This is a genomic window from Luteibacter sp. NPDC031894 (genome assembly GCF_050273135.1).
Taxonomy (GTDB): Bacteria; Pseudomonadota; Gammaproteobacteria; order Xanthomonadales; family Rhodanobacteraceae; genus Luteibacter.
In genome coordinates, this window is record NZ_JBNNMV010000004.1 from 52,258 (window position 1) to 73,374 (window position 21,117).

Below are 21,117 nucleotides of genomic sequence, written 5' to 3' on the forward strand. Positions count from 1 at the left end.
GTATGTGGCGATACTCCAAAAAGAAAGGGCGGTGGATTACTCCACCGCCCTTCTTCGTTCCGTACTACTGATCCCTTACCAGCCGATCCCGAGTTCGAGATGTTCCGGCTGGGTCTCGATCAGCGTCGAGCTCTGGTCCGAGACGTCGTCGTACGCGAAGCCGTAGGCCTTGCCGTTGACACCGTGCAGGTGCCAGAAGCGCGCGTAATAGTTCGTCGGCGACTGCTGGTAGAACGATCCCGCGTCCTTCCACAGGCTCGTATCTTCCACGACGTGGCGGTTGAACGCGGCGCAGAGCTGCGCCTCGAGCTGGCCTTCCACGCCCCACGGATCCGTGGACCGGGCCAAAGCGCCCTTGCCTTCCAGGACATCCTGCGTGCTGGGCTTGCCGACCTTGAACAGCATGCCTTCCGGCTCGTCCTGTTCATGCGTATCGGCCCAGTTGGTGTGGGTGAAGGTCAGCACCCCGTCGATGACGGTGCCTTCGAACTGCTTGTTGCCGATCGTCATCTCGAGCACGTGGTCCTGGTAGAACGCCCACGACTGGTCGATGTAATCGTCGAAGTAATGCTCCTGCGGCTTGCCCACGTCGAACGCTGCCTTGCCCGGTGCCAGGATACGGATGGGATCGGCCTCGGAAAGCTGGAACTCGGCCGGAACCTCCTGGTTGTACTGGGCGAAGATCTGCGCACGCGTCTGCGTGATACCCGAGGACTCGTGCCTGGTCTTGTCGCCGCCATACACGTCGAGCGACAGCGGGATCGAGAACTGATCCACCTGCGTCGTGTTGATGAAGATGGCGTTGTCGTTCCAGGTGAACTCGTACCAGTCGTAGTGCACGTCGATGTTCGGATCGGTCGCATTGAGCGGGTTCGGACCCGCGAAGCCGATCGAGCCGTCTGCCGCCTTGAGGATCTTGATGTACATCGGCTCGCCGACCGAGACGAAGATCCGGCCCGAGTCCAACTTCGGCAGCTTGAGCAGCTTGGCCTGCGCCAACGTGAAGAAGTAGTTCGGGTAGTTCTGGCCGTTCTTGGTCAGGTGGCCGGTGCCATCGTTATCCGCTTCCGATGCGGCCGTCACCGTGCCGTCCGGCTTGACCCACGAGAACACCTGCGACACCGGGTCGCGGCCGATGACGGCGACGAAGATCTGGTCGTCACGCCACGTGCCGTTGGTCGTGTTGCGCAGCTGTGTACCGATGAAGCCGGGATACGTCGTGTAGTCGAAACCCTGTGCCGGATCGTTCGCCTGCGGATTTTCCGGCGGCGTGCCACCGTCGTTGCCGTCCGCCGCATACACGCCCATCTCCCACAGCGAATACCCGTAGGGACTGGAGCGCTTGAGGCCGCTCATCCGCACGTATTGCGCCGAGATCGCCGGGAAGGTGACGGTTTCCGTACCACCCTGGCTGTTCTCGTTGTCGTACGCGAGGTTCCAGGTCTTCCCGTCCGTCGAGACTTCGATGCGGTAGGCGAGCGCATGCGCGTTCTCCCACGACAACACCACCTTGCCAATGGTCTGCACGGAACCGAGATCGACCTGGAACCACTGGTCGTCGGTGAATCCGGAAGACCACCGCGTGCCGGCGTCGCCGTCGACCACGTTCTCCGGCTTGAAAGCCACCGGGTTCTCGCTGTCGGAGGCGAGCACCGTGCGGTGCAGCGCGAGGTTGCCGCTCGTGGGAACCGTCTGTTCCGGTTGTTGCGGAACCTGCGGTTGCGTCTGCGCGGGTTGGTCGTTCACCGGCTGCTGAGGCTGCGTCGTCGTGGCAGCGTATACCTCGAATTCGAACATCGAATTGCCATAGCCCGTGTTCCGCTTCGTGCTGTTCATGCGCACGTAGCGAGCGGTCTGCGCCGTGAACGACTGCGTGTCCACGCCGCCCTTGCCCACGATCGGGCCCTTGACGGTGTTCCAGTGCGTACCGTCGTCCGAGGTGTCGATCGTGTACTGCGCGGACGAGGCATTCTCCCAACGCATGATCACGTGGTCGAAGGTCTTCGGCGTGCCGAAGTCCACGACCAAGTCGGCCGGATCGATGCCCGGTGCCGACGCCCAGCGCGTGTCGAAGCTGCCGTCGATGGCGGCAGACGGGCCGAGGTCACCGCGTTCCGGGTCCACGGATGACGACGCGGTGGCACCCTTGGCGATGTTCACTCCGCCCTTGCCGTCACCCGGTGTACCGGGGCTCGGCGGATTGCCGCCACCGTTGTCACCGCCGTTGTCGCCATCGCCGTTACCGGGTTGCTGCACGGGCGGCGTGCCGAAGACGGGGTCGGAGCCGTCGCCGGAGTTGTCGACCGCCAGGATGACGTCATTGCTGGTCGTGGAAAGGCCTTGGGCACTGACCACCCTTACGCGCAAGCGGGCGCCGTTATTTGCCGCCACGAGCGCCGGGGTGGCATACGTGCCATCAGGGGTGCTCGAGAGGAACGACTCCACGTCGCTGCCGTCCGCGTCCTTGCCGACGTCGTACCAGTCGTAGCTGAGCGGACCCACGCCCGTCGCCACCACCGTGAAGCGCGCCGAACGACCCACGCCGGCCTTCTGGCTGGCAGGCTGTCCCGTGATCACCGGAGCGACCGCACGCGCACCCTTCACGCACAACACGTGACCCGGATTGTTCTCCGCGACCTCGCGGCTCTTCACACCGAGCGAGTTCACCTGGAAGGCGAACTGCGGGTCGCTCGGATCCTGTCCTTCGGTCCAGGTCGTCCATGCGCCGGGGAAGGCCGCCGTCGAGTAGTTCTGCCCACTGATAGCCAGTGCTTCGTCGACGGTCGGAAGACGCATGCCGTCCTTCGCGCATTCGGCGATCGCCTTCGACTGGGTGAACTGCGCGCCCTGGTCCGTGAAACCGCGCTGGGTACGATCCCACTGCAGGCCGCTCAGGGAATCCGTCACCAGGGCGGAGCCGGAGACCGTGGTGTAGCGATCCGTGACCGCGCAGCAACCGGCGGAGTCGTAGACCTCGAACTCATAAAGCGAATAACCGTAGTCGGTGGCGCGCTTGATGCCCTGCATGCGCACGTACCGACCGGTGACCGGACGGTCGAAGGTGAAGTCTTCCGTGCCGCCGTTACTGGTCTCGGCGTGGTACGCGTCCTGGAAGCCTGAGTCCGGGCTGTCCGAGTACTGGATCTTGTACTCCGCCGCGTGGGCGTTCTCCCACTTGAGCACCACACGGTTGAACGTCCGCGACGACCCGAGGTCCACGGTGATGAACGCCGTGTCGTCACCGATCTTCGAACCCCAGCGCGTGGTCTCGTCACCATCCACCGCCTGCCATGCCGCGGTGCCCTGCGGGTTTTCCACCTCGCTGGACAACGTTGCCTTCTGGCGGGCCAGGTTCGCGCCCGGCGGGGCGAGCGTCAGTTTTGCCGATGCCGTCACGGCGGCCGCATCGCCCGTGATGTTGGTCACGGTGACGCTATACGTTCCGACGTCCGCCTGTTGCACGGACGGGATGGTGAACGTCGGAAGGTCGTCGCCGACCGGCTGGTCGCCGTGCGACCACTTGTAGTGGAACGGCGAGGTACCGGCCACCAGCTTCGACACGTCGAACGTCGCGGGCTGCCCGGGGTTGGCACGGACATCCGCCACCGCACCGGTGAACACAGGCGGCCGCGCGGCATTGACCGTGAGGAGCACCTCGGTCGAGAGCTGCTGGCTGCCCGAGTTGCTGATGAACACGGCGTACTTCTTTCCGTTGTCCGCCTGCGTGAGTACCGGCGTGTCGTAGGTCGGACCCGTGGCGTTGGCGATGGCGACGCCATCCTTCATCCACTTGTACTGCACCTTCGGCGAACCGGAGGCGACCACGGCGAAATGTGCCGACTGGCCTTCATCGACGTTCTGCGCTGTCGGCTGGGCCGCGATGACCACGGGCTTGAACGGGAAGACATGGAGCACGGCCGGCGCCGACTCCTGGTCCGGACCCTGTCCGTGCACGACCACCGTGTACTTCGCACCGTCGTCGCCGAGGCTCGTGGCCGGCGTGGTGTAACTGGCACTGGTGGCACCTGGGATCTCGGCACCATCCTTCTTCCACGTGAAGCTGAGCGGCGGCGCGCCGGAAGCGGTCACGGAGAAGTGGCCCGTGTCGCCCACGGTGACGCTGTCGTCGACTGGATTGGCGATCACCGACGGCGGGCCGGACGGCGTCGGCGCCTTGGGCACGGCAGAGATCGCGAACGACGTGTGGCCGGTGAGGAGCCCGGGCGCGGACGCGCTGACCGTCACCGTACCCGTGTCGAACTTCGTGCGCAGGGCGATCTTCTGCAGGCCGCCTTCGAACTGGAGCTCGTGCGAACCGGGCGAATGGTAGTAATGGTGCGGCTCGGCAATGCCGCCGTTCTGATCGGGCGTTTCGCCGTCGCTGTAATCGACGTACTGCTGCGTGCCACCGTTGAAGCTGACCAGCGATGCCCCGCTGTCGACTTCGAAGTCCACCTTCTGCGCCGCGTCGGGAACGAGCACGCCATTGGCGTCGACGACCTTCGCCACGATGAAGGCGGCATCCGAGCCATTGGCGGTGATCTGGAACCGGGTGCCGTCGGGCTTGACGATGGGATCGGCCGTGTTCACCACCTCGAGCTCGATGTGATGCGCGGGACCCGCCGTGGCCAGGGTGTCTTCGACGTTCGCGCCGTTGGCATCGGTGCGGACGTTACCGACGTTGTCCAGGCACTGCGCCACCGCCGTGCCCGACTGCCAAGTCACATTCCAGTGCACCTGCCCCGGCAGCTTCGTGGTCTTCTGCGCCTTGTCTGCGCCCACGATCTTGCCGGTCAGGTGGTCCGTTTCACCGTTCTCGAGGTTGTACGAGGCCTCGTCGATCGTGTCCCAGGTGTTCGGCACCTGGTCGGTTCCCTGTTGCACGCCGTTGACCAGGAGGCGAACCTTCGGGCAATTGCTGAAGGCGTTGACCTGGATGTCGCCGGCGCGATTCCAGTTATGCGCCAGCTTGACCACCGGGCGCAGGTCATACGGCACCCACACCGATTCGTAGATGTAGTACAGCATGCGCGGGAAACGGTTCGCATCGGTCATCGACGCGTTGTTGCCCCGGGCGTTGTGACGGAAGCCCTTGATGGGCGTGCCGTCGTCGTGCGTCGCGACGCTGCCGTCGGGATTGCGTTGGAACGTCCAGTGCGTGGCGTCCTCGAGTCCCTCCACCATCTCGATGGTTTCACCCGGCGTGTCCGACGTGTACCACTGCGCCATGCCAAAGGTGCCGACCTTACGGGCCTGCGAATACGGCACGAGGTAGTTGAGTGCGAAGGCCAGCTCGTAGTCGTACGAATGACGCAGCGTGCCCGGACCCCAGTATTCCGCGCCCCAGGCGGGCTTGTTCGGGAACTCGGTCGAGTGCAGGTAAGTTTCGCAGCCGGCCTTGGAGCAGCTCAGGATGTCGCCGTTCGCGGCATTGGGCGTGCGATCGGCCGCCGCGCGGGGCGCAATGCTGTCCCAGCTCCTCGCCATCGCGCGCAGCTCCTGCGCGAATGGCGTGTTCATCGCGCCGTTGTCGTGTTCCCAGGCAAGGATGGACGGGTGACTGCGATCGCGGATCACGATGTCGCGATGCACTTCGCGCTTGATCGTCCACATGTCCTGGCAGGCTTGGTCGCCCGCCGTGCAGGCGTTGGCGAAGCCGTTCTCGCCGTCGCCGCTGGGCTGGACGATGAACACGCCGAGGGCATCGGCGGCCTCGACGAACTCGGGGCTCGATGGCGAATGACCGGGACGCCAGAGGTTGCCGCCGGCCTCGGCCAGCAGTTTCAGGTCGCGCCACTGCTGCTCTTCGGGCACGGAGGAACCGAGTGCGGGATAGTCGTAACGACCCGAGCCGCCCCACATGTACTGCTTCTTGCCGTTGATGTACGGGAAGTCCTTGTCCCAGGTAATCGTGCGGATGCCAAGCGTGCTCTGCTTCGCATCCACCACCGTGCCGTCGATGCTGACGGTATGCAGCACCTTGTACAGGTAGGGCTTGCCGTCGAGGCTGTTGTTCGGATACCAGAGCGTCGGGTTGTTCACCGTCAGCGTCTCGTCGAACACCGGGTTCTGGTCGCCCGGCACCACATGCGGCGCGAGCGTCCCCTCGCGCTGGTCGCTGGCGACGAGGTTGCCGCTGGCGTCGACGATCTGCGTCGTCAGCGTCACCGCCTGCGGCGCGTCGGTCTCGTTGACCACATTGGTCTGGACGCGGACCGTTGCCTGCTTATGGTCCGCGCTGATGGCTTGCGTACCGACGTACGTACCCCAGGTGTTCTGACCGGCGTAGACGTTCTCCGGAATGTGCACGAGGTTGGTGACGTGCAGCTTCACCGGCCGGAAGATGCCCGCCTCGGCCTGTCCGAAGCGGAACGAACCGGAAAAGCCGGGATCCTGGAAGAACCCGCCGCCGCTGCGGCTGACCTTCACCGCCAGCACATCGGTGCCGTCGAACTTCAGGAGCGGGGTGAGATCCACGATATGCGGCAGGAAGCCGATGACGTGGGTGGCCTGGGCGTCCGGTTGGCCCGGTTGGTTGAGTACGCCCGTACCCGGAATGAAGTGCCCGTTGACGTACACGCGGTCGCCCGTGTGTGCGCCCTCGAACTCCACCATGACCTTCTTGCCGCGGTACGACGCGGAATCGGTGAGTTTCGTGCGATACCAGCTTGTCTCGCCGTCAAGACTGCCCTGGCCGCCGCCGGATTCCTGGTTGATGAACGTCGTGAAGTCGTTGGCCGCGTGCGGCAGGCCGACCGTTAGCCAGTTGCTGTCGTTGAAATTGACGGCGGCGCCTTCGTCCCCGTTGGGCAAGGGCGCATAGACGACCGGATCGTTGGGATTGACGATCGATTGCTTGGTGTACTTCCACGGCTGCGCGCCAAGATTGATGTCCTGGCGATCCGACGGCGCGAGGGTGACGGCCTGGGCCGTCGCGGTCGCGCCGAGGAGCGCGAAGGCAAGCAGGCTGGAAAGCCTGGCCAACCGGGGCGTACCGCGGGATGGTGCGGGATGTCGCTTCATTGGATTTGGGTCCCCTGTCTGGGCCACGTTGGGATACGGCCGCTTTCCCATCGCGCACGAACGAGCAGCCGGCGCGCGATGCGCCGGCTTTTCGACCGTAATGCGATGAGTGGACTGTTCGCCCTGGTGCCGGTCTGTGCGAGCCCCTGCAGGCCAACCGGGTTTAGCCGTCCATACGCCGTCGCCGCGGATCATCCGCCTGCGGGATGACAGTCACAATACCAATACGGGTGACTGGCCCAAATTTTCGCACCATACGTTCGCGTTCCGTGATGCGCGTCCGGTTTGGAGCGTGGTCGAGGCGAATGGATAGGATTGGACAAGACGCCCGAAGGCAGCAAACGCGTCACTACGACGTTGTGCTCGACGCGCGCGTTCAACGTCACGCGTCAAGTTTGCGACACCTTGGCAGCGGGCTATGCCGCGGTGCCACCCACCGTCATGCCGTCAACGCGAAGCGTCGGCTGGCCCACGCCGACGGGCACGCTCTGGCCATCCTTCCCGCAGACACCGACGCCTTCGTCCAGCGCCAGGTCGTTGCCGATCATCGAGACACGGGTGAGCACCTCGGGACCGGAGCCCACGAGCGTCGCGCCCTTCACCGGGCGCGTGATCTTGCCGTCCTCGATGAGGTAGGCCTCGCTGGCCGAGAACACGAACTTGCCGTTGGTGATGTCGACCTGGCCGCCGCCGAAGTTCACGGCATAGAGGCCGCGCTTCACCGAGCGCAGGATTTCTTCCGGATCACGCTCGCCGGCGAGCATGTACGTATTGGTCATGCGTGGCATCGGCAGCTGCGCGAACGATTCGCGGCGGCCGTTGCCGGTGGACTTCACGCCCATCAGGCGTGCGTTGAGCTTGTCCTGCATGTAGCCCTTGAGGATGCCGTTCTCGATCAGCGTGGTGCACTCGCTGGGCGTGCCTTCGTCGTCGATGCTCAGCGAGCCGCGGCGGCCCGGCAGCGTGCCGTCGTCGACCACGGTCACGCCTTCGGCCGCGACACGCTGGCCGATGCGCCCGGCGAACGCGGAGCTGCCCTTGCGATTGAAGTCGCCTTCGAGGCCGTGGCCGATCGCTTCGTGGAGGAGGATGCCGGGCCAGCCGGGGCCGAGGACCACAGTCATGCTGCCCGCTGGCGCGTCGACCGCCTCGAGGTTGACCAGCGCCTGGCGCACGGCTTCCGCGGCGAAGGCATGCGCGCGTCCGTTCTCGATGAGTTCCCGATAACCATAACGGCCACCGCCGCCGGCATGGCCCTGTTCGCGGCGGCCATTCTGCTCGACGATCACCTGCACGTTGAGGCGTACCAGCGGTCGTACGTCGGCGGCCAGCGTGCCGTCGGATGCGGCGACGAGGATCGTGTCCATCGTGGCGGCGAGGCTCACCACGACCTGCTTTACCCGCGGATCGCGCGAGCGCGCATAGGCGTCCACGTCGCGCAGCAAAGCGATCTTGTCTTCGTTCGGCAGGCTCTCGACCGGGTCGATCGCCGGATACAGGCCGCGACCCGTGGCCAGCGCCAGCGGCTTGCCCGCGCCCGCGCCGCCCTGGGCGATCGCACGCGCGGCGCGCGAGGCTTCGAGCAGCTGTGGCAGGACGATCTCGTCCGAGTACGAAAAGCCGGTCTTCTCGCCGGAGATCGCACGCACGCCCACGCCCTGCTCGATCGAATGGCTGCCGTCCTTCACGATGCCCTCCTCCAGCACCCAGGACTCGCTGCGCGAATGCTGGAAGTAGAGGTCGGCGGCGTCGATCGATGGGCCCATCAGCTGGGAGAACACCCGGTCCAGGTCGTTGGCGGCGAGGCCACCGGGCGTGAGGAGGCGACGTTCGGCGAGGGAGATCAGGGAATCCATGGGGCTGCCGGTTGGGGAACGGGTGACCCCATATCTGGGGGCGTGGTGGGTTGGCTTAAAGCCGGAGGGTACTGCGTCGCCGCGTTGTTGGCTTCTCGCCGCTATTGCGGCTCCTACAGCGAGCTTTTATTGCTCGGGGGAGCGGTCGAGGGTTGGCCTTTGTCGATGGGGGTGAAGACAGGTTTGTCCCAGCTGCCGGTCACGTGGTATCGCTTGCGAGCGGCCTGGTTCAGGCCCCTGCCGAGGATGCCCTGCACCGCAAGTCCCGCGGCGGCGCCGACCGGGCCGCCGGCCAGAGCGCCCACCACGGGCAGGCTGTTGCCGACATGCGGCACGATCAGCACTTCCTGGTCGTAGTCGCGTGCCTTCAGGCCGGCGCGACCGGTGATGGTGATTTCGGCGGCCGGCGCGCGGATCGTCAGGTTGTTCGTCGTGGCGTTGGCGTCGGCGAACCGGAAGTCACCCTTGATCGAGTCGAAGCCGAAGCCCTTGCCCAACACGTCGCCAAAATCCAGCGAGAGGCGGCGCGGCAGTTCGGTGACGGAGATGAGGCCGAACAAGCGGCCGACGCCGGGCTGCACTTCGAGGATGCGGCCATTGGCGACGTCCACCTTGAGCGTGCCGTCCATGTTCGCCAGCGCGAGCGCCGACGGCCCGCCCGGCCACGTGGCGTCCAGCCGCGCGGAGGTGCGCCCCCCCTGCAGGATGCCCGCGAAACCAAGCGCATCGAACATGCGCGCCACGTCTTCCGAGGCGAAATCCATGGTCAGGTGCGTGCGGCTGCGTTTATCGTCGCCGTTCCAATCGCCGGACGCGGTGATCTGCACGTTCTTCGACTGTGCACGCAACTGGTCGATGTGCATGCCTTCATCGGTGGGCCAGGTTTCCAGGCGCGCTTCCCCGAGGCGTGCCTTGCCCAGGCGCATGTCGCTGACCTGCAAGTGCAGCGGTGGCAGGCTCGAAGGCGCCACGCCAGCCTCGTTCGCATCGGGTGGTTTCTTGGTCGCCGTTGGATCGACCTTCGCGTCCTCGGACTTGGCCACCGTTGCCGCGGTGGTCGCCGCGGCACCGACGGCGGCCTTGCCCTTCTTCGCTGTCGCCGCCGCCGCGTCATCGGCCGCCGGCCACCACAACCGATCCATGCGAGCCGTGATGCCACGGCGTCGCAGTTCGTCGTTGGGCACGGTCAGCGCGCCCGCCATGCCGTCGCTGTCCACGCGCAATGACAGTTCCTGCGGACCCGGCTTCGCGACGATATGCATGTTCGCGAAATGCTGGCCGAACACCTCGGCGTCGTCGGTCGTCACATCCAGGGCGGAGAGCCCCGGACCTGCTTCCCCCGTCGAGAGCCCGACGACGTACTGGACCCACCCCGAAGCGTCCAGCTTGGCCGCATGTCCGCCGATGAGGTAACCCTGTGCGGGCATCGCCGCCGGCGCGGCGGTGCCCAGGTTGAAAGCGGCGGCGATCGGTTCGCGGGCGGTGGGCAAGCGCAGCCTGCCACGCACGACGTCGCCTAGCGCGATGTCCAGCCGCGCGCCGTCCACCGGCAAGCCGACGCTCACCGAGAGCGGCGTCACCATGTTCGCGGGCTTCTTGACGGGTATGGGCATCGCCAGCTCGACACCGCTCAGGTCCGAATCCACGCGCAGCGTCTGCGCCGTGGCGTCGCCCTCGCCCGTCTTACGAAGGTCGAAGCCCACGCGGAAACGGCCCCGACCCTTGGCGACGTCGGCCAGCCATTTGAGGTTCTCGAAGTCGCCGACCATCTCGCCCACGGTGAACGCGCCGCTGACCGACGCGTCGAGGACCTTCGCGGGATCGCCGGTCGCGCCGGCAATGGCGACGTCGAGCTGCGCCGGCTGACCATGGAACGACGTGTTCAAGCCCTTCGCGCTGAAACCGGTGCCGTCGAAGCTCATCGGCCCGGTGATCTTGTCCAGGCGCAGCTTCCATTCGTCGGCGACGAGGTCGGCATCCTTGATCGTTGCCTTGCCCTGTAGCGTGAAGTCCTTCGCGCTTTTGAGCGGCATCAGCAGGTTGAAGCCGAATTCGCCAGTACCGCCGAGCTTCATCTTGTCGAGTACGTCGCGGCTGCGGCTGGCGACCGGGCTGTTCTTGATGAAGTCGAGATAGCTGCTGCCCGTGCCGGCGCCACTTACCTTGAGATCGAGGACGCCGTCCGCGAAATCGGGAATGGCCGCCGACGCCGCGCTGACCGCGTTACCCAGCGCATGCCCCGCGCTCGCCTCCACATACATGCCATTGCCGATGAAGTCGGCGACGGCGGAGATGCCTTCGCCGCGCGGCCAGCCGGTGCCGTAGTCGAGCACCAGGTCCTCGAGCATCGCGCGGCCCTCGAATCGGCCTTCCTGGTTCTTGAAGGGAAAGTCGCGAAGGTTGCCGCGGAGCAGTGCCGAGCCCCCCGCGATCCGGCCGGAAACAAGGCCGCGGTTCAGCCAGTTCTGCGCGCCCTCGGACATGGAGTGGATCGGCCAGAACAGCTTCGCCGCCGGCACCTCGCCTTCACCGAGCGCCACATACATATCCATGAAGGGGCCACTATCGCCCGCGGGCAGCACCACTTCGCCGCGTGCCTGTCCGCCGTACCCCTCGCCACGGAAATCCAGCGGATCGACGCCGATGTGCCAGTCGTCGCCGTCCTTGTACACGGCGACGTCGCCACCGAGCGACGACATCGCGAATGGCTTGCGGAACACACCTGTGGCGTCGATGGTCGTGGCCTGGCTGGGTAGGCTCAGCGCCAGCGCCTCGCCGTCGCCGAAGACCTCTCCCTTCATCGACGTCACGCCCGGCAGGCTACCGCTGGCGTCGATGCCAAGCCCGGAAAATGTGGCGTGAAGGAAGCTCATGCCCGTGTCGGAGTTCCAGTCGGCCCGCGCCTGGTCGAAGCGCCCACGTGGACGGCCTTCGCCGAGCCAGCGCGCCAGCGATGGCGATACCTGCGGCAACACGCCCGCCCACGGTAGCAAGGGCGCGAGTTCGAGCTTGCGGGCAACGACGGTTCCCTCCGTGCGTTCGCCCGAGCGGCGCAGGATGAGCGCGAGATCGCTGCCGTCACTCCCCGCCCAATCGAAGCGGTCGCCTTCCGCCGTGCGATGCAGATCGACGACGCCGTGCAGGCCCGCTGTCCGGACCGTGCGGGCAGGGCCGCGCACGGCGAGATTGTCGAGGTCGACGCGCCAGGTGGCGCGCACGACGCGGGCGTCGCGCCAATCCAGCCAACTCTCGAAGCTGCCCTTGCCGCCGGCCAGCGCATACCCGTCGATGTCGAAATCGCCCGTGAGGGCCGCGAAGTCGACATCCGCGCCCTTCACGTAGATGCGCCCGCTCGAACCGTCTTCGGCGAACTTCCCGGCGGCCGTGAGCAAGCCGACCGTCTTCTCGCGCCGGAGGCTGCCGCCGAAACGGATGGCGTGGCCCCGCAGGCTGATCTGCAATTGGTCGGCGATGAGGCCATAGTGCCGCCGCGACGTGTCGTCGACGATGTCGAGGCGCAGGTCGCCGAGCCAGAGGTCCGCCGAGAGGTTACCGAGCGAAACTTTCTGCGTGCTCCCACCCGCACCGAAGCCATCGATGCTCCATCGGCCGTCGGCCGCGCGACGCAAGCCGAGGCGAAGGCCCTGCAGGCGCAGGTTGATGAGGTGTCTCGACGGCAGCACGAATGCGCCGAAGTCGAGCTTCACCGCTGCCTGGGGCAGGTGGAGCGGTTCGCCACCCTCGCTCGGTGCGAGGGTGACGTCGCGCATCACGAAAAGCGGGCCCGACGGTCGCCAGAATCCCTCCAGCGAGGCGAACCGCACGGGCCGGTGCAACCGCTCGCTGAGCAGGGCCGCCACGCGCTCCGGGTAATGCGCCGCCAGCGGGAGCAGCAGTTGACCGAGCGCCATCAGTATCGCCAACGCGACCAGCAGGCTGCCGAACAATCCCAGCAAGACGAACCGCAGGCGTCTCGCGCGGTGGCGCCATCCGCCATTCACCGGCAGGCGGACTCAGAGAAGGACGACATCGAACTGTTCCTGCGAGTAATGCTCTTCCGCCTGGAAGCGGATGCTCTTGGCGATGAATTCCTCGAGTTCTGCGACCGCCGCGGATTCCTCTTCGAGGATGCGGCCGACCACCTTGGGGCTGGCCATCACGAGCAGCTTCTGCGCGTTGAACTGGCGCACCGCGCGGGTGATCTCACGGAAGATCTCGTAGATCACCGTCTCGGCCGTCTTCAAGGTGCCGCGTCCGCTGCAGGCGGGGCACGGTTCGCAAAGCTGGCGTTCCAGGCTTTCCGTCGTGCGTTTCCGCGTCATCTCGACGAGGCCAAGCGCCGACATCGGGTAGACGGTCGTCTTCGCGTGGTCCTTCGCGAGTCCTTTTTCGAGCATGCGCAGTACCTGGCGCTTGTGCTCGTCGTCCGTCATATCGATGAAGTCGATGATGACGATGCCGCCGAGGTTGCGCAGGCGCAGCTGGCGCGCAGCCGCCTGCGCTGCCTCGAGGTTCGTCCGGTAGACGGTTTCCTCGAGGTTGCGGCTACCGAGGTAGCCGCCCGTGTTGACGTCGATGGTGGTCATCGCTTCGGTCTGGTCGACGATCAGGTAGCCGCCTGACTTCAGCGGCACTTCCTTGCGCAACGCACGCTGGATCTCGTCTTCCACGCCGTACAGATCGAAGATCGGGCGCTCGCCGGCGTAGTGCTCGATGCGGTCGGATAGCACGGGCATGAACTTGTGCACAAACTTGACCGTCTTCTCGAAGGTCTCGCGCGAGTCGACGCGGACCTTCTCGATGCCGTCGTTGAGCGAATCGCGCAGCGAGCGCAACGGCAACGACAGTTCCTCGTAAACGCGCTCCCCCACTTTCGCCTTCTGGATGTTCTCCTGCACCACGCGCCAGACCTTGCCAAGGTACGTCACGTCGAAGGCCAGCGATTCTTCCGACTGCCCCTCCGCATTGGTGCGGACGATGTAGCCGAGGTGGTTCTCGCCGATGAGCGGGTTGATGATGTCCTTCAGGCGCTGGCGCTCGGCCTCGTCCTCGATGCGCACCGACACGCCCAGCGTGCGCGAGTGAGGGAGCAGCACGAGGTAGCGCGACGGGATCGACAAGTGCGTGGAAAGACGCGCGCCCTTGCTGCCGATCGGATCCTTCACGACCTGTACGACGATTTCCTGGCCTTCGTGCACCAGTTCCGAAATCGGCGGCACGGGACCGTGCCCGTTACCCTTGCCTTCGACGGGCGCATCGGTCGGCGGCAGCGGCGGTCGCACGATGTCGGACGCGTGCAGGAACGCGGCGCGCTCCAGCCCGATCTCGACGAAGACCGCCTGCATGCCCGGCATCACCCGTTGCACGCGGCCTTTGTAGACATTGCCCACGTAGCCACGCTTCTGGGCGCGCTCCACATGGACTTCCTGGAGCATGCCGTTCTCGACGATGGCCACGCGCGTCTCACGCGGAGTGACATTAATCAGGATTTCCTCGCTCACCGCGCTGCCTTTTCCTTCGGACGACCTGCTTTATAGCCCGCGCATCGACGACCTGTCACTGGCCGCGAAGAAGCTGGGAGGTTTCGAACAGGGGCAAGCCCATGACGCCTGAATAACTGCCGGAAAGGTGTGCCACGAAGGCGCCAGCGCGTCCCTGGATGGCATAACCGCCGGCCTTGCCCATGCATTCGCCCGTGGCGACGTACGCGACGATGTCGCTCTCGGAGAGTGTGTCGAACCGCACCGTCGACACCGAGGTCGCACGGCGCTCGCCGCTGGCATCCACCAGCCACACAACCGAGACCACCCGGTGCTCCCGACCCGCCAGGCGGCTCAGCATGGCCTTGGCGTCATCGGCGTCCCGCGGCTTGCCGAACACCTCGTCACCGAGTACGACCTCGGTATCGGCGCCAAGCACGCGGGCACTGTCCTCGCCGGCCACGAGGGCGAAACCGGCACGCGCCTTGTCGAGGGCCACGCGGGCGACATAGGCGTCCGGCGCTTCGCCAGGCTCCCGGGCCTCCGCGACGTCGACATCCAGCGTGCGGTGGGGCTCGCCGAGCTGGTCGAGGAGTTCGCGACGGCGGGGCGATTGCGAGGCCAGGTACAGCACGGCGGGTCCTTCAGGCGCGGTGGTAGGGATGCCCGGCCACGAGGGTCGTGGCGCGGTAGAGCTGCTCGGCCAGCACCAGGCGGACGAGCATGTGCGGCAAGGTCAGCGGCCCCAGCGACCAGCGCTGGTCGGCGCGGGCGAGGACGTCGGGCGCGTGCCCGTCGGGGCCTCCGATGAGGAAGGCGATATCGCGGCCACCCATGCGCCATTGCTCAAGCTGCTGGCCCAGGTCTTCGCTCGACCAGGCCTTGCCGCGGCCATCGAGTGCGACGACGTGGATATCGCGCGGAAGCGCCGCCAGGATCGCGGCGCCTTCGTCGAGGGTGGCTTTCGCGTCGTCGCGACCCTTGCCGCGCGTGCCCGGCTTGATCTCGATCAGCTCGAGAGGAAGGTCATGCGAAAGCCGCTTGCGGTATTCGGCGAAGCCCTCGGCCACCCAGGCCGGCATGCGCTCGCCGACAGCGATGAGGCGAGCCCGCACGGGAGCTTAAGCGTTCGCGGCTTCGGCGCCGTCGTCGCCCACGGTCCACAGGCGTTCCAGGCCATAGAACTCGCGGATGCGCGGCATCATGACGTGCACGATGATGTCGCCCAGGTCGACCAGCACCCATTCGGCCTCGGTCTGGCCTTCCACGCCCAGCGGCATCACGCCCGCTTCCTTGGCGAACTTGATGACTTCGTCGGCGATGGATTTGACGTGCCGGGCGGAGGTGCCCGAAGCGATGAAGAGGATGTCGGCGATGGAGGTCTTGCCGCGGACGTCAATTTCACGAACGTCCTTTGCCTTGAGGTCTTCGAGGGCGGCTACCACGCGCAGGCGCAGGTGCTCGTTACTGGCGGCGGACTTGGCCTTGCGGGATGCAGTCGAACTCAAGATGCGGAACCCTCGTACGGCAGGATGCCGGGGTTGGGGGCAGTATAACGCCCGAGCGATCCGGGCGCGTCAAATGTCCTGGCAGGTAAAGGCATGGCCGACCCTGTCGGCGATTAGCGTCCGAGGGCGCGATAGGGCGCCAGGAGCGCCTCGTCGTCGAAGCAGGCCGTCGGCAGCAGGAACCGCGGTTCATTTCCCGCGGCGAAGGACTCGCGGATGGCCGTGGCGGCGATGTCGAGAGGGGTGATGGCGATGTCCACCACGCTTCCGGCGGGGCCATGCACGCGCGGCGCCCGACGCCCCGCGACGAAGGCAGCCAGAGCGCCGGCGGGCGCCGGGACGGCGCCCGGCCGGCTCAGCACACCGAGGTGGGCGAAGGTGAAGAGGTCCTGCCACAGGTGCCACGAGGCCAGGCCGGCAAAGGCGTCGGCGCCCACCAGGAGCACCAACGGCCTGTCCGGACCGACGTCGGCCCGCAGCGACGCGAGGGTATCCACGGTATAGGAGGGCCCGTCCCGCTCGAGTTCGCGCGTATCGATGGTCAGGCGGTCCTGGCCCGTGAGCGCGGCCCGGAGCAAGGCCACACGTCCGGCGGCATCGGCCACCGGCGGTGGGCGGTGCGGCGGCGTGCGGGCGGGCACGAGGCGCACTTCGGCGCCGAGTGCCTCGGCCGCTTCCCACGCGGCACGGAGGTGACCGTGGTGGACCGGGTCGAAGGTGCCGCCGAGAATCGCGAGCGGAGGCACCCCACTCATCCGAAGGCCACCGCGGCGCGGGGTTCGGCGATGGCGGCGACGAGACGCTCCGCCTCGAGCCACGGATCGCCCTGCTCCCGCCCCTTCGCCATGCGGTCGATCCGCGCGGCGCGGGCGAGACAGGCCATCCAGTGCTCGCGTGGCGCTCGGCGCAGGGCCTTTCGAAACAGCTGTTCGCGCGCCGGCCACAGCCGTTCCGCCTTGGCCTGCGCCGCGAAGTCGCGCGCGTTCGCCAGGCGCATGGCCAACTGCAATTGGTTGACCAGCCAGCCCATCAGCGCGATGAGTTCGTCACCTTCGGCGCGCAAGCCGGCGAGGATGCGCAAGGCGCGCGCGCCATCGCCCGCGAAGGCCGCATCGGTGAGCTTGAAGGCATCGAAGCGCGCGCTGTCGGCGACGAGGCCCTCCAATGCCGTAGCATCCAGCGGCCGATCGCCAGCGAGGACCACGAGCTTGTCGATCTCCTGGGCCGCGGCAAGCAGGTTCCCTTCGACCCGCTCCGCGAGCATCGCGACTGCGTCCGGCGTGGCCTTGAGGCCCCGCGAGGCGAGCCGCGCGCCGATCCACTGTGTCCATTCGTGCGGCCGCGGCGCATTGAAAACCACCTGCACGCCGCCTTGGTCGACGTTCTTCGTCCAGGCGCCTTCGTGCTTGCTGCTCCACTCGGTGGCGGTGATCAGCAGCGTCGTGTCGGGGGGCGGATCGGCGACGAAGGCCGAGATGGCCGCACCGCCGTCCTTGCCCGCGCGACCGCCGGCCAGGCGCAGGTCGAGCAGGCGTTGTGTGGCGAATAGCGACAAGCCGGCCGAGGCCCGCGCCAGGTCGTCCCAGTCGAACCGGCTGTCGGCCTCGAGCACCTCGCGTTCGCTGTAACCCAGGCGCCGCGCCATGGCACGCATGGCATCCGCGGCTTCGAGCACCAGCAGCTCCTCGCCCACCAGCAGGTACACCGGCGCCATGCGGTCGCCCGCGAGGTGCTTCTGCCACTGGACGGGATTCAGGGGCACGCCGCTGACCGTATCAGCGGGAGGTCGCGGGCGCCGGCGCCGCCGCGGGCGCCGCCACGGCGGGGTGTTCGGCGGCTGCCTGCAGGCGGAACAGGATGGCCTGGACCATGTCGCCGATGAGGCTGCGCTGCAACTCCTCGGTCTGGCTGGCAGTGCCGATGGTGTTGGTCGCGTCGTAACTGAACTCGCGGGACATGTCGACGGCCTGCGAGGGAATGATCACGGTACCGTCTGCCGCCTTGGCGTTGAAATCCACGTGGTAGCGCACGGCATATTCCGTGACGCGCGCCGTACCGCTCACGGTGAGCGAGTCGGTGCGGAACGTGTTGGAAGTGATCGTCAGCTCCGCCGCATCCGGCGAGGGCTCGCTCACCACTGTCGCGTCGGAGTTACCCAATGCCCGGCTCAGCTCGCGCTCGAGCTTGCCGCCACCGGACACGGTGAGGTGGATCTTCTTCATCCCCGGCGGCAACGCCGCCGTCTGCCGCAGGTGGAATCCGCAGCCGGCGAGCAAGGCAACGGCCGAGAGGAGCGCGGCGACGCGAAGCGAACGAAGGAGGTTCGGGCTCATGGTTATCCTGCGACGATGTTGACGATCTTGCCGGGCACGACGATCACCTTGCGCACGGTCTGGCCTTCCAGCAGGCGGGCCACGTTCGGCTCGGCCCGCGCCATCGCCTCCGCCTCTTCCTTCGAGGCCGACGCCGGCAGCTCGATGGTAGCGCGAAGCTTGCCATTCACCTGCACGGCATAGGTCAGGGAGTCACGGACCAGGGCCGAAGGGTCCACCTCGGGCCAGCCGGCGTCCTCGACCAGGGTTTCCCCATGCCCGAGGACCTGCCACAGCGCATGCGCCACGTGCGGGGTGAACGGATTGATGAGCTGCACCATCGCCGTGAAGGCTTCCTGGCGCAGCGCCACGCCGTGGGCGCTGGCATCGTCGAACTTGCCGAGCGCGTTGAGCAGTTCCATCAGCGCCGCGATGGCGGTGTTGAAGGACTGGCGGCGGCCGATGTCGTCGCCGACCTTCTGGATCGTCTCGTGTAGCTGCCGACGCAGGGCCTTGCGGGCCCCTTCATCGCCTGGGACGTTCGCCGAAACGGAATCCGCATGGGCGTTGACGTCGCGCCACAGCCGGCGCAGGAAGCGCGCCATGCCTTCGACGCCCGCCTCGTTCCATTCCAGCGACTGGTCCGGCGGCGCGGCGAACATCGAGAAGAGGCGCACGGTGTCCGCGCCGTACTTCTCGACCATGGACTGGGGGTCCACGCCGTTGTTCTTCGACTTCGCCATCTTCTCGATGCCGCCGATCTCCACGGGCTTGCCGTCGGCGCGCAATACGGCGCCGACGATGCGCGCGCGCTCGTCGCGCCGCACATCGACATCCGCGGGGTTGAACCAGGTCAACGAGCCGTCGGCCTCCTTACGGAAGTAGGTTTCGGCGATCACCATGCCCTGGCAGAGCAGGTTCGTGGCCGGCTCATCGCTGTCGACCAGGCCTTCGTCGCGCATGAGCTTGTGGTAGAAGCGGAAATACAACAGGTGCAGGATCGCGTGCTCGATGCCGCCGATGTACTGGTCCACCGGCGTCCAGTACTTCGCGCGCTCGTCCACCTGGCCGTTGGCACCGGGACTGGTGTAACGGGCGTAGTACCAGCTGGACTCCATGAAGGTGTCGAAGGTGTCCGTTTCGCGCTCGGCGGCGCCGCCACAATGCGGGCACGTGGTCTTGCGCCACTCGGGATCGGCCTTGATCGGCGACTGGACGCCCGAGAACGCCACGTCCTCGGGCAGCACCACCGGCAACTGGTCTTCCGGCACCGGCACGGCGCCGCACTGCGGGCAGTAGATCACCGGGATCGGGCAGCCCCAGTAGCGTTGGCGGCTCACGCCCCAGTCGCGAATACGCCAGTTGACCCGGCGCTCGCCGCGCCCGCTGGCCGCCAGCTTCGCCGCGATCGCCTCGAACGCCTCCTTGAATTCCAACCCGTCGAACTCACCGGAATTCACGAGGGTGCCGTACTCCGTATAGGCCTCGACGGCCTGGATACGGTTTTCGAAGGTCTTGATCGTCTCCACGGCGGCGGAGGACTGGTAGGCGTCCGACGAGCCGCCGTCCAGGGCATTCTGCACCGTGTCCGTGCCCTCGGCGGCGAGGTCTCGCTTCAGTTCCGCCACGGCGTCCACGACGCCGCGATCGACCACCACCATCTTTATCGGCAACGAATACTTCTGCGCGAATTCCCAGTCGCGCTGGTCGTGGCCCGGTACGGCCATCACGGCGCCGGTGCCATAGCCCATCAGCACGAAGTTGGCGACCCACACCGGCAGCTTTTCGCCGGTGATCGGATGCGTGGCATCCACGCCGGTGTAGTAGCCGCGCTTTTCCTGCGTCTCCACCTCGGCCTCGGACACGCCGCCGGCCTTGCAGCCCTCGATGAACTCCGCCAGGCCCGCGTTGCCTTCGGCGGCGCGCGTGGCGATGGGATGTTCGGCCGCCACCGCGAGGTAAGACACGCCCATGAGCGTGTCCGGCCGCGTGGTGAACACGGTGAGCGGTTCGCTCCAGCCGTCCACGTCGAAGGAGATCTCGAGGCCCTCGGAGCGGCCGAGCCAGTTGCGCTGCATGGTCTTCACGGCATCCGGCCAGCCGGGGAGCGCGTCGAGACCGTCGAGCAGTTCCTGCGCGTAGGCGGTGATCTTGAGGAACCACTGCGGGATCTCGCGCTTCTCCACCAGCGCGCCGGAGCGCCAGCCGCGGCCGTCGATCACCTGCTCGTTGGCGAGCACCGTCTGGTCGACGGGGTCCCAGTTCACCACGCTGTTCTTGCGGTACACCAGGCCCTTCTTCATCAGCCGGGTGAACATCTGCTGTTCCCAGCGGTAGTACTCGGGCTTGCAGGTGGTGACTTCGCGGCTCCAGTCATAGGCGAAACCCATGCGCTTCAGCTGCTCGCGCATGTGCTCGATGTTCTTGTAGGTCCACTTCGCCGGCGCCGTGCGATTCTTGATCGCGGCGTTCTCGGCAGGCAGGCCGAACGCGTCCCAACCCATCGGCTGCAGCACGTTCCTGCCCTGCTGGCGCTGGAACCGGCTGATCACGTCGCCGATGGTGTAGTTACGCACGTGGCCCATGTGCAGGGCGCCCGACGGGTATGGGAGCATCGAGAGGCAGTAGTACTTCGGCTTGCCCGAATCCTCGGTCACCTCGAAGGCGCGGGTTTCGTTCCAGAAGCGCTGTGCGGCCGTCTCGACGACGTCCGGGGCGTAACCGCCCTGCTCGCGCGTGCCCTGATCGTGGGTGTCCTGCATGGTGTTCGGTACCGGTGGGGATGCTCGGGTGGCCGCGCGGAAAGCACGGCGCTCAGTCGCGGGAGACTATCCCACAGGGGCGGGAAGGCCAAGCCCGGGCGCCCCGCGACGGGCGGATGCAAGACCTTTGCAAGCCGCTTCAGCGGCGATGCAAGGACCCATCGCCGACAGGGTCG

The 21,117-nt window shown here is 66.7% G+C and carries 11 protein-coding genes; all 11 read right to left on the minus strand.

The features are described from left to right. Nucleotides 1-75 precede the first annotated feature (75 nt). Complete coding sequence (locus ACQKIE_RS12375; RefSeq protein WP_427459489.1) at nt 76-7,023, minus strand: beta-1,3-glucanase family protein; 6,948 nt, start codon at nt 7,021-7,023, stop codon at nt 76-78. A 416-nt stretch (nt 7,024-7,439) separates the two neighbouring features. Then, on the minus strand, nt 7,440-8,879 hold the full coding sequence (gene tldD, locus ACQKIE_RS12380) for a metalloprotease TldD (protein WP_427459492.1): 1,440 nt from the start codon (nt 8,877-8,879) through the stop codon (nt 7,440-7,442). A 113-nt stretch (nt 8,880-8,992) separates the two neighbouring features. Continuing rightward, complete coding sequence (locus ACQKIE_RS12385; protein WP_427459494.1) at nt 8,993-12,880, minus strand: YhdP family protein; 3,888 nt, start codon at nt 12,878-12,880, stop codon at nt 8,993-8,995. Nucleotides 12,881-12,892: 12 nt separating this feature from the next. Further along, nucleotides 12,893-14,380: a ribonuclease G gene (gene rng / locus ACQKIE_RS12390; protein ID WP_427459496.1), complete on the minus strand. Its 1,488-nt coding sequence runs from the start codon at nt 14,378-14,380 to the stop codon at nt 12,893-12,895. A gap of 55 nt (nt 14,381-14,435) precedes the next feature. Beyond that, the gene (locus ACQKIE_RS12395) at nt 14,436-14,993 is read right to left on the minus strand and encodes a Maf family protein (RefSeq protein WP_427459498.1); all 558 of its coding nucleotides are present in this window, start codon (nt 14,991-14,993) and stop codon (nt 14,436-14,438) included. Nucleotides 14,994-15,003: 10 nt separating this feature from the next. Further along, nucleotides 15,004-15,474: a 23S rRNA (pseudouridine(1915)-N(3))-methyltransferase RlmH gene (rlmH, locus tag ACQKIE_RS12400; protein ID WP_427459500.1), complete on the minus strand. Its 471-nt coding sequence runs from the start codon at nt 15,472-15,474 to the stop codon at nt 15,004-15,006. Between the two features lie 6 nt (nt 15,475-15,480). Then, a complete protein-coding gene (rsfS, locus tag ACQKIE_RS12405; protein WP_427459502.1) occupies nt 15,481-15,867 on the minus strand; it encodes a ribosome silencing factor in 387 nt (128 codons plus the stop codon). A gap of 113 nt (nt 15,868-15,980) precedes the next feature. Next, on the minus strand, nt 15,981-16,622 hold the full coding sequence (gene nadD, locus ACQKIE_RS12410; RefSeq protein ID WP_427459504.1) for a nicotinate-nucleotide adenylyltransferase: 642 nt from the start codon (nt 16,620-16,622) through the stop codon (nt 15,981-15,983). Then, on the minus strand, nt 16,619-17,581 hold the full coding sequence (gene holA / locus ACQKIE_RS12415) for a DNA polymerase III subunit delta (protein WP_427459953.1): 963 nt from the start codon (nt 17,579-17,581) through the stop codon (nt 16,619-16,621). The genes nadD and holA overlap by 4 nt, the downstream gene beginning before the upstream one ends. 61 nt (nt 17,582-17,642) lie before the next feature. Beyond that, on the minus strand, nt 17,643-18,200 hold the full coding sequence (gene lptE, locus ACQKIE_RS12420) for an LPS assembly lipoprotein LptE (RefSeq protein WP_427459506.1): 558 nt from the start codon (nt 18,198-18,200) through the stop codon (nt 17,643-17,645). Nucleotides 18,201-18,202: 2 nt separating this feature from the next. Beyond that, nucleotides 18,203-20,941, minus strand: coding sequence for a leucine--tRNA ligase (gene leuS, locus ACQKIE_RS12425; RefSeq protein WP_427459508.1), 2,739 nt, complete (start codon nt 20,939-20,941; stop codon nt 18,203-18,205). Nucleotides 20,942-21,117 lie beyond the last annotated feature (176 nt).

Excerpts from the sequence above, each read along its gene's own strand:
- lptE (WP_427459506.1), bottom strand. The coding sequence starts at position 18,200 with ATGAGCCCGAACCTCCTTCGTTCGCTTCGCGTCGCCGCGCTCCTCTCG.
- holA (WP_427459953.1), bottom strand. The coding sequence starts at position 17,581 with ATGGCGCCGGTGTACCTGCTGGTGGGCGAGGAGCTGCTGGTGCTCGAA.
- tldD (WP_427459492.1), bottom strand. The coding sequence starts at position 8,879 with ATGGATTCCCTGATCTCCCTCGCCGAACGTCGCCTCCTCACGCCCGGT.
- leuS (WP_427459508.1), bottom strand. The coding sequence starts at position 20,941 with ATGCAGGACACCCACGATCAGGGCACGCGCGAGCAGGGCGGTTACGCC.
- ACQKIE_RS12375 (WP_427459489.1), bottom strand. The coding sequence starts at position 7,023 with ATGAAGCGACATCCCGCACCATCCCGCGGTACGCCCCGGTTGGCCAGG.
- nadD (WP_427459504.1), bottom strand. The coding sequence starts at position 16,622 with ATGAGTGGGGTGCCTCCGCTCGCGATTCTCGGCGGCACCTTCGACCCG.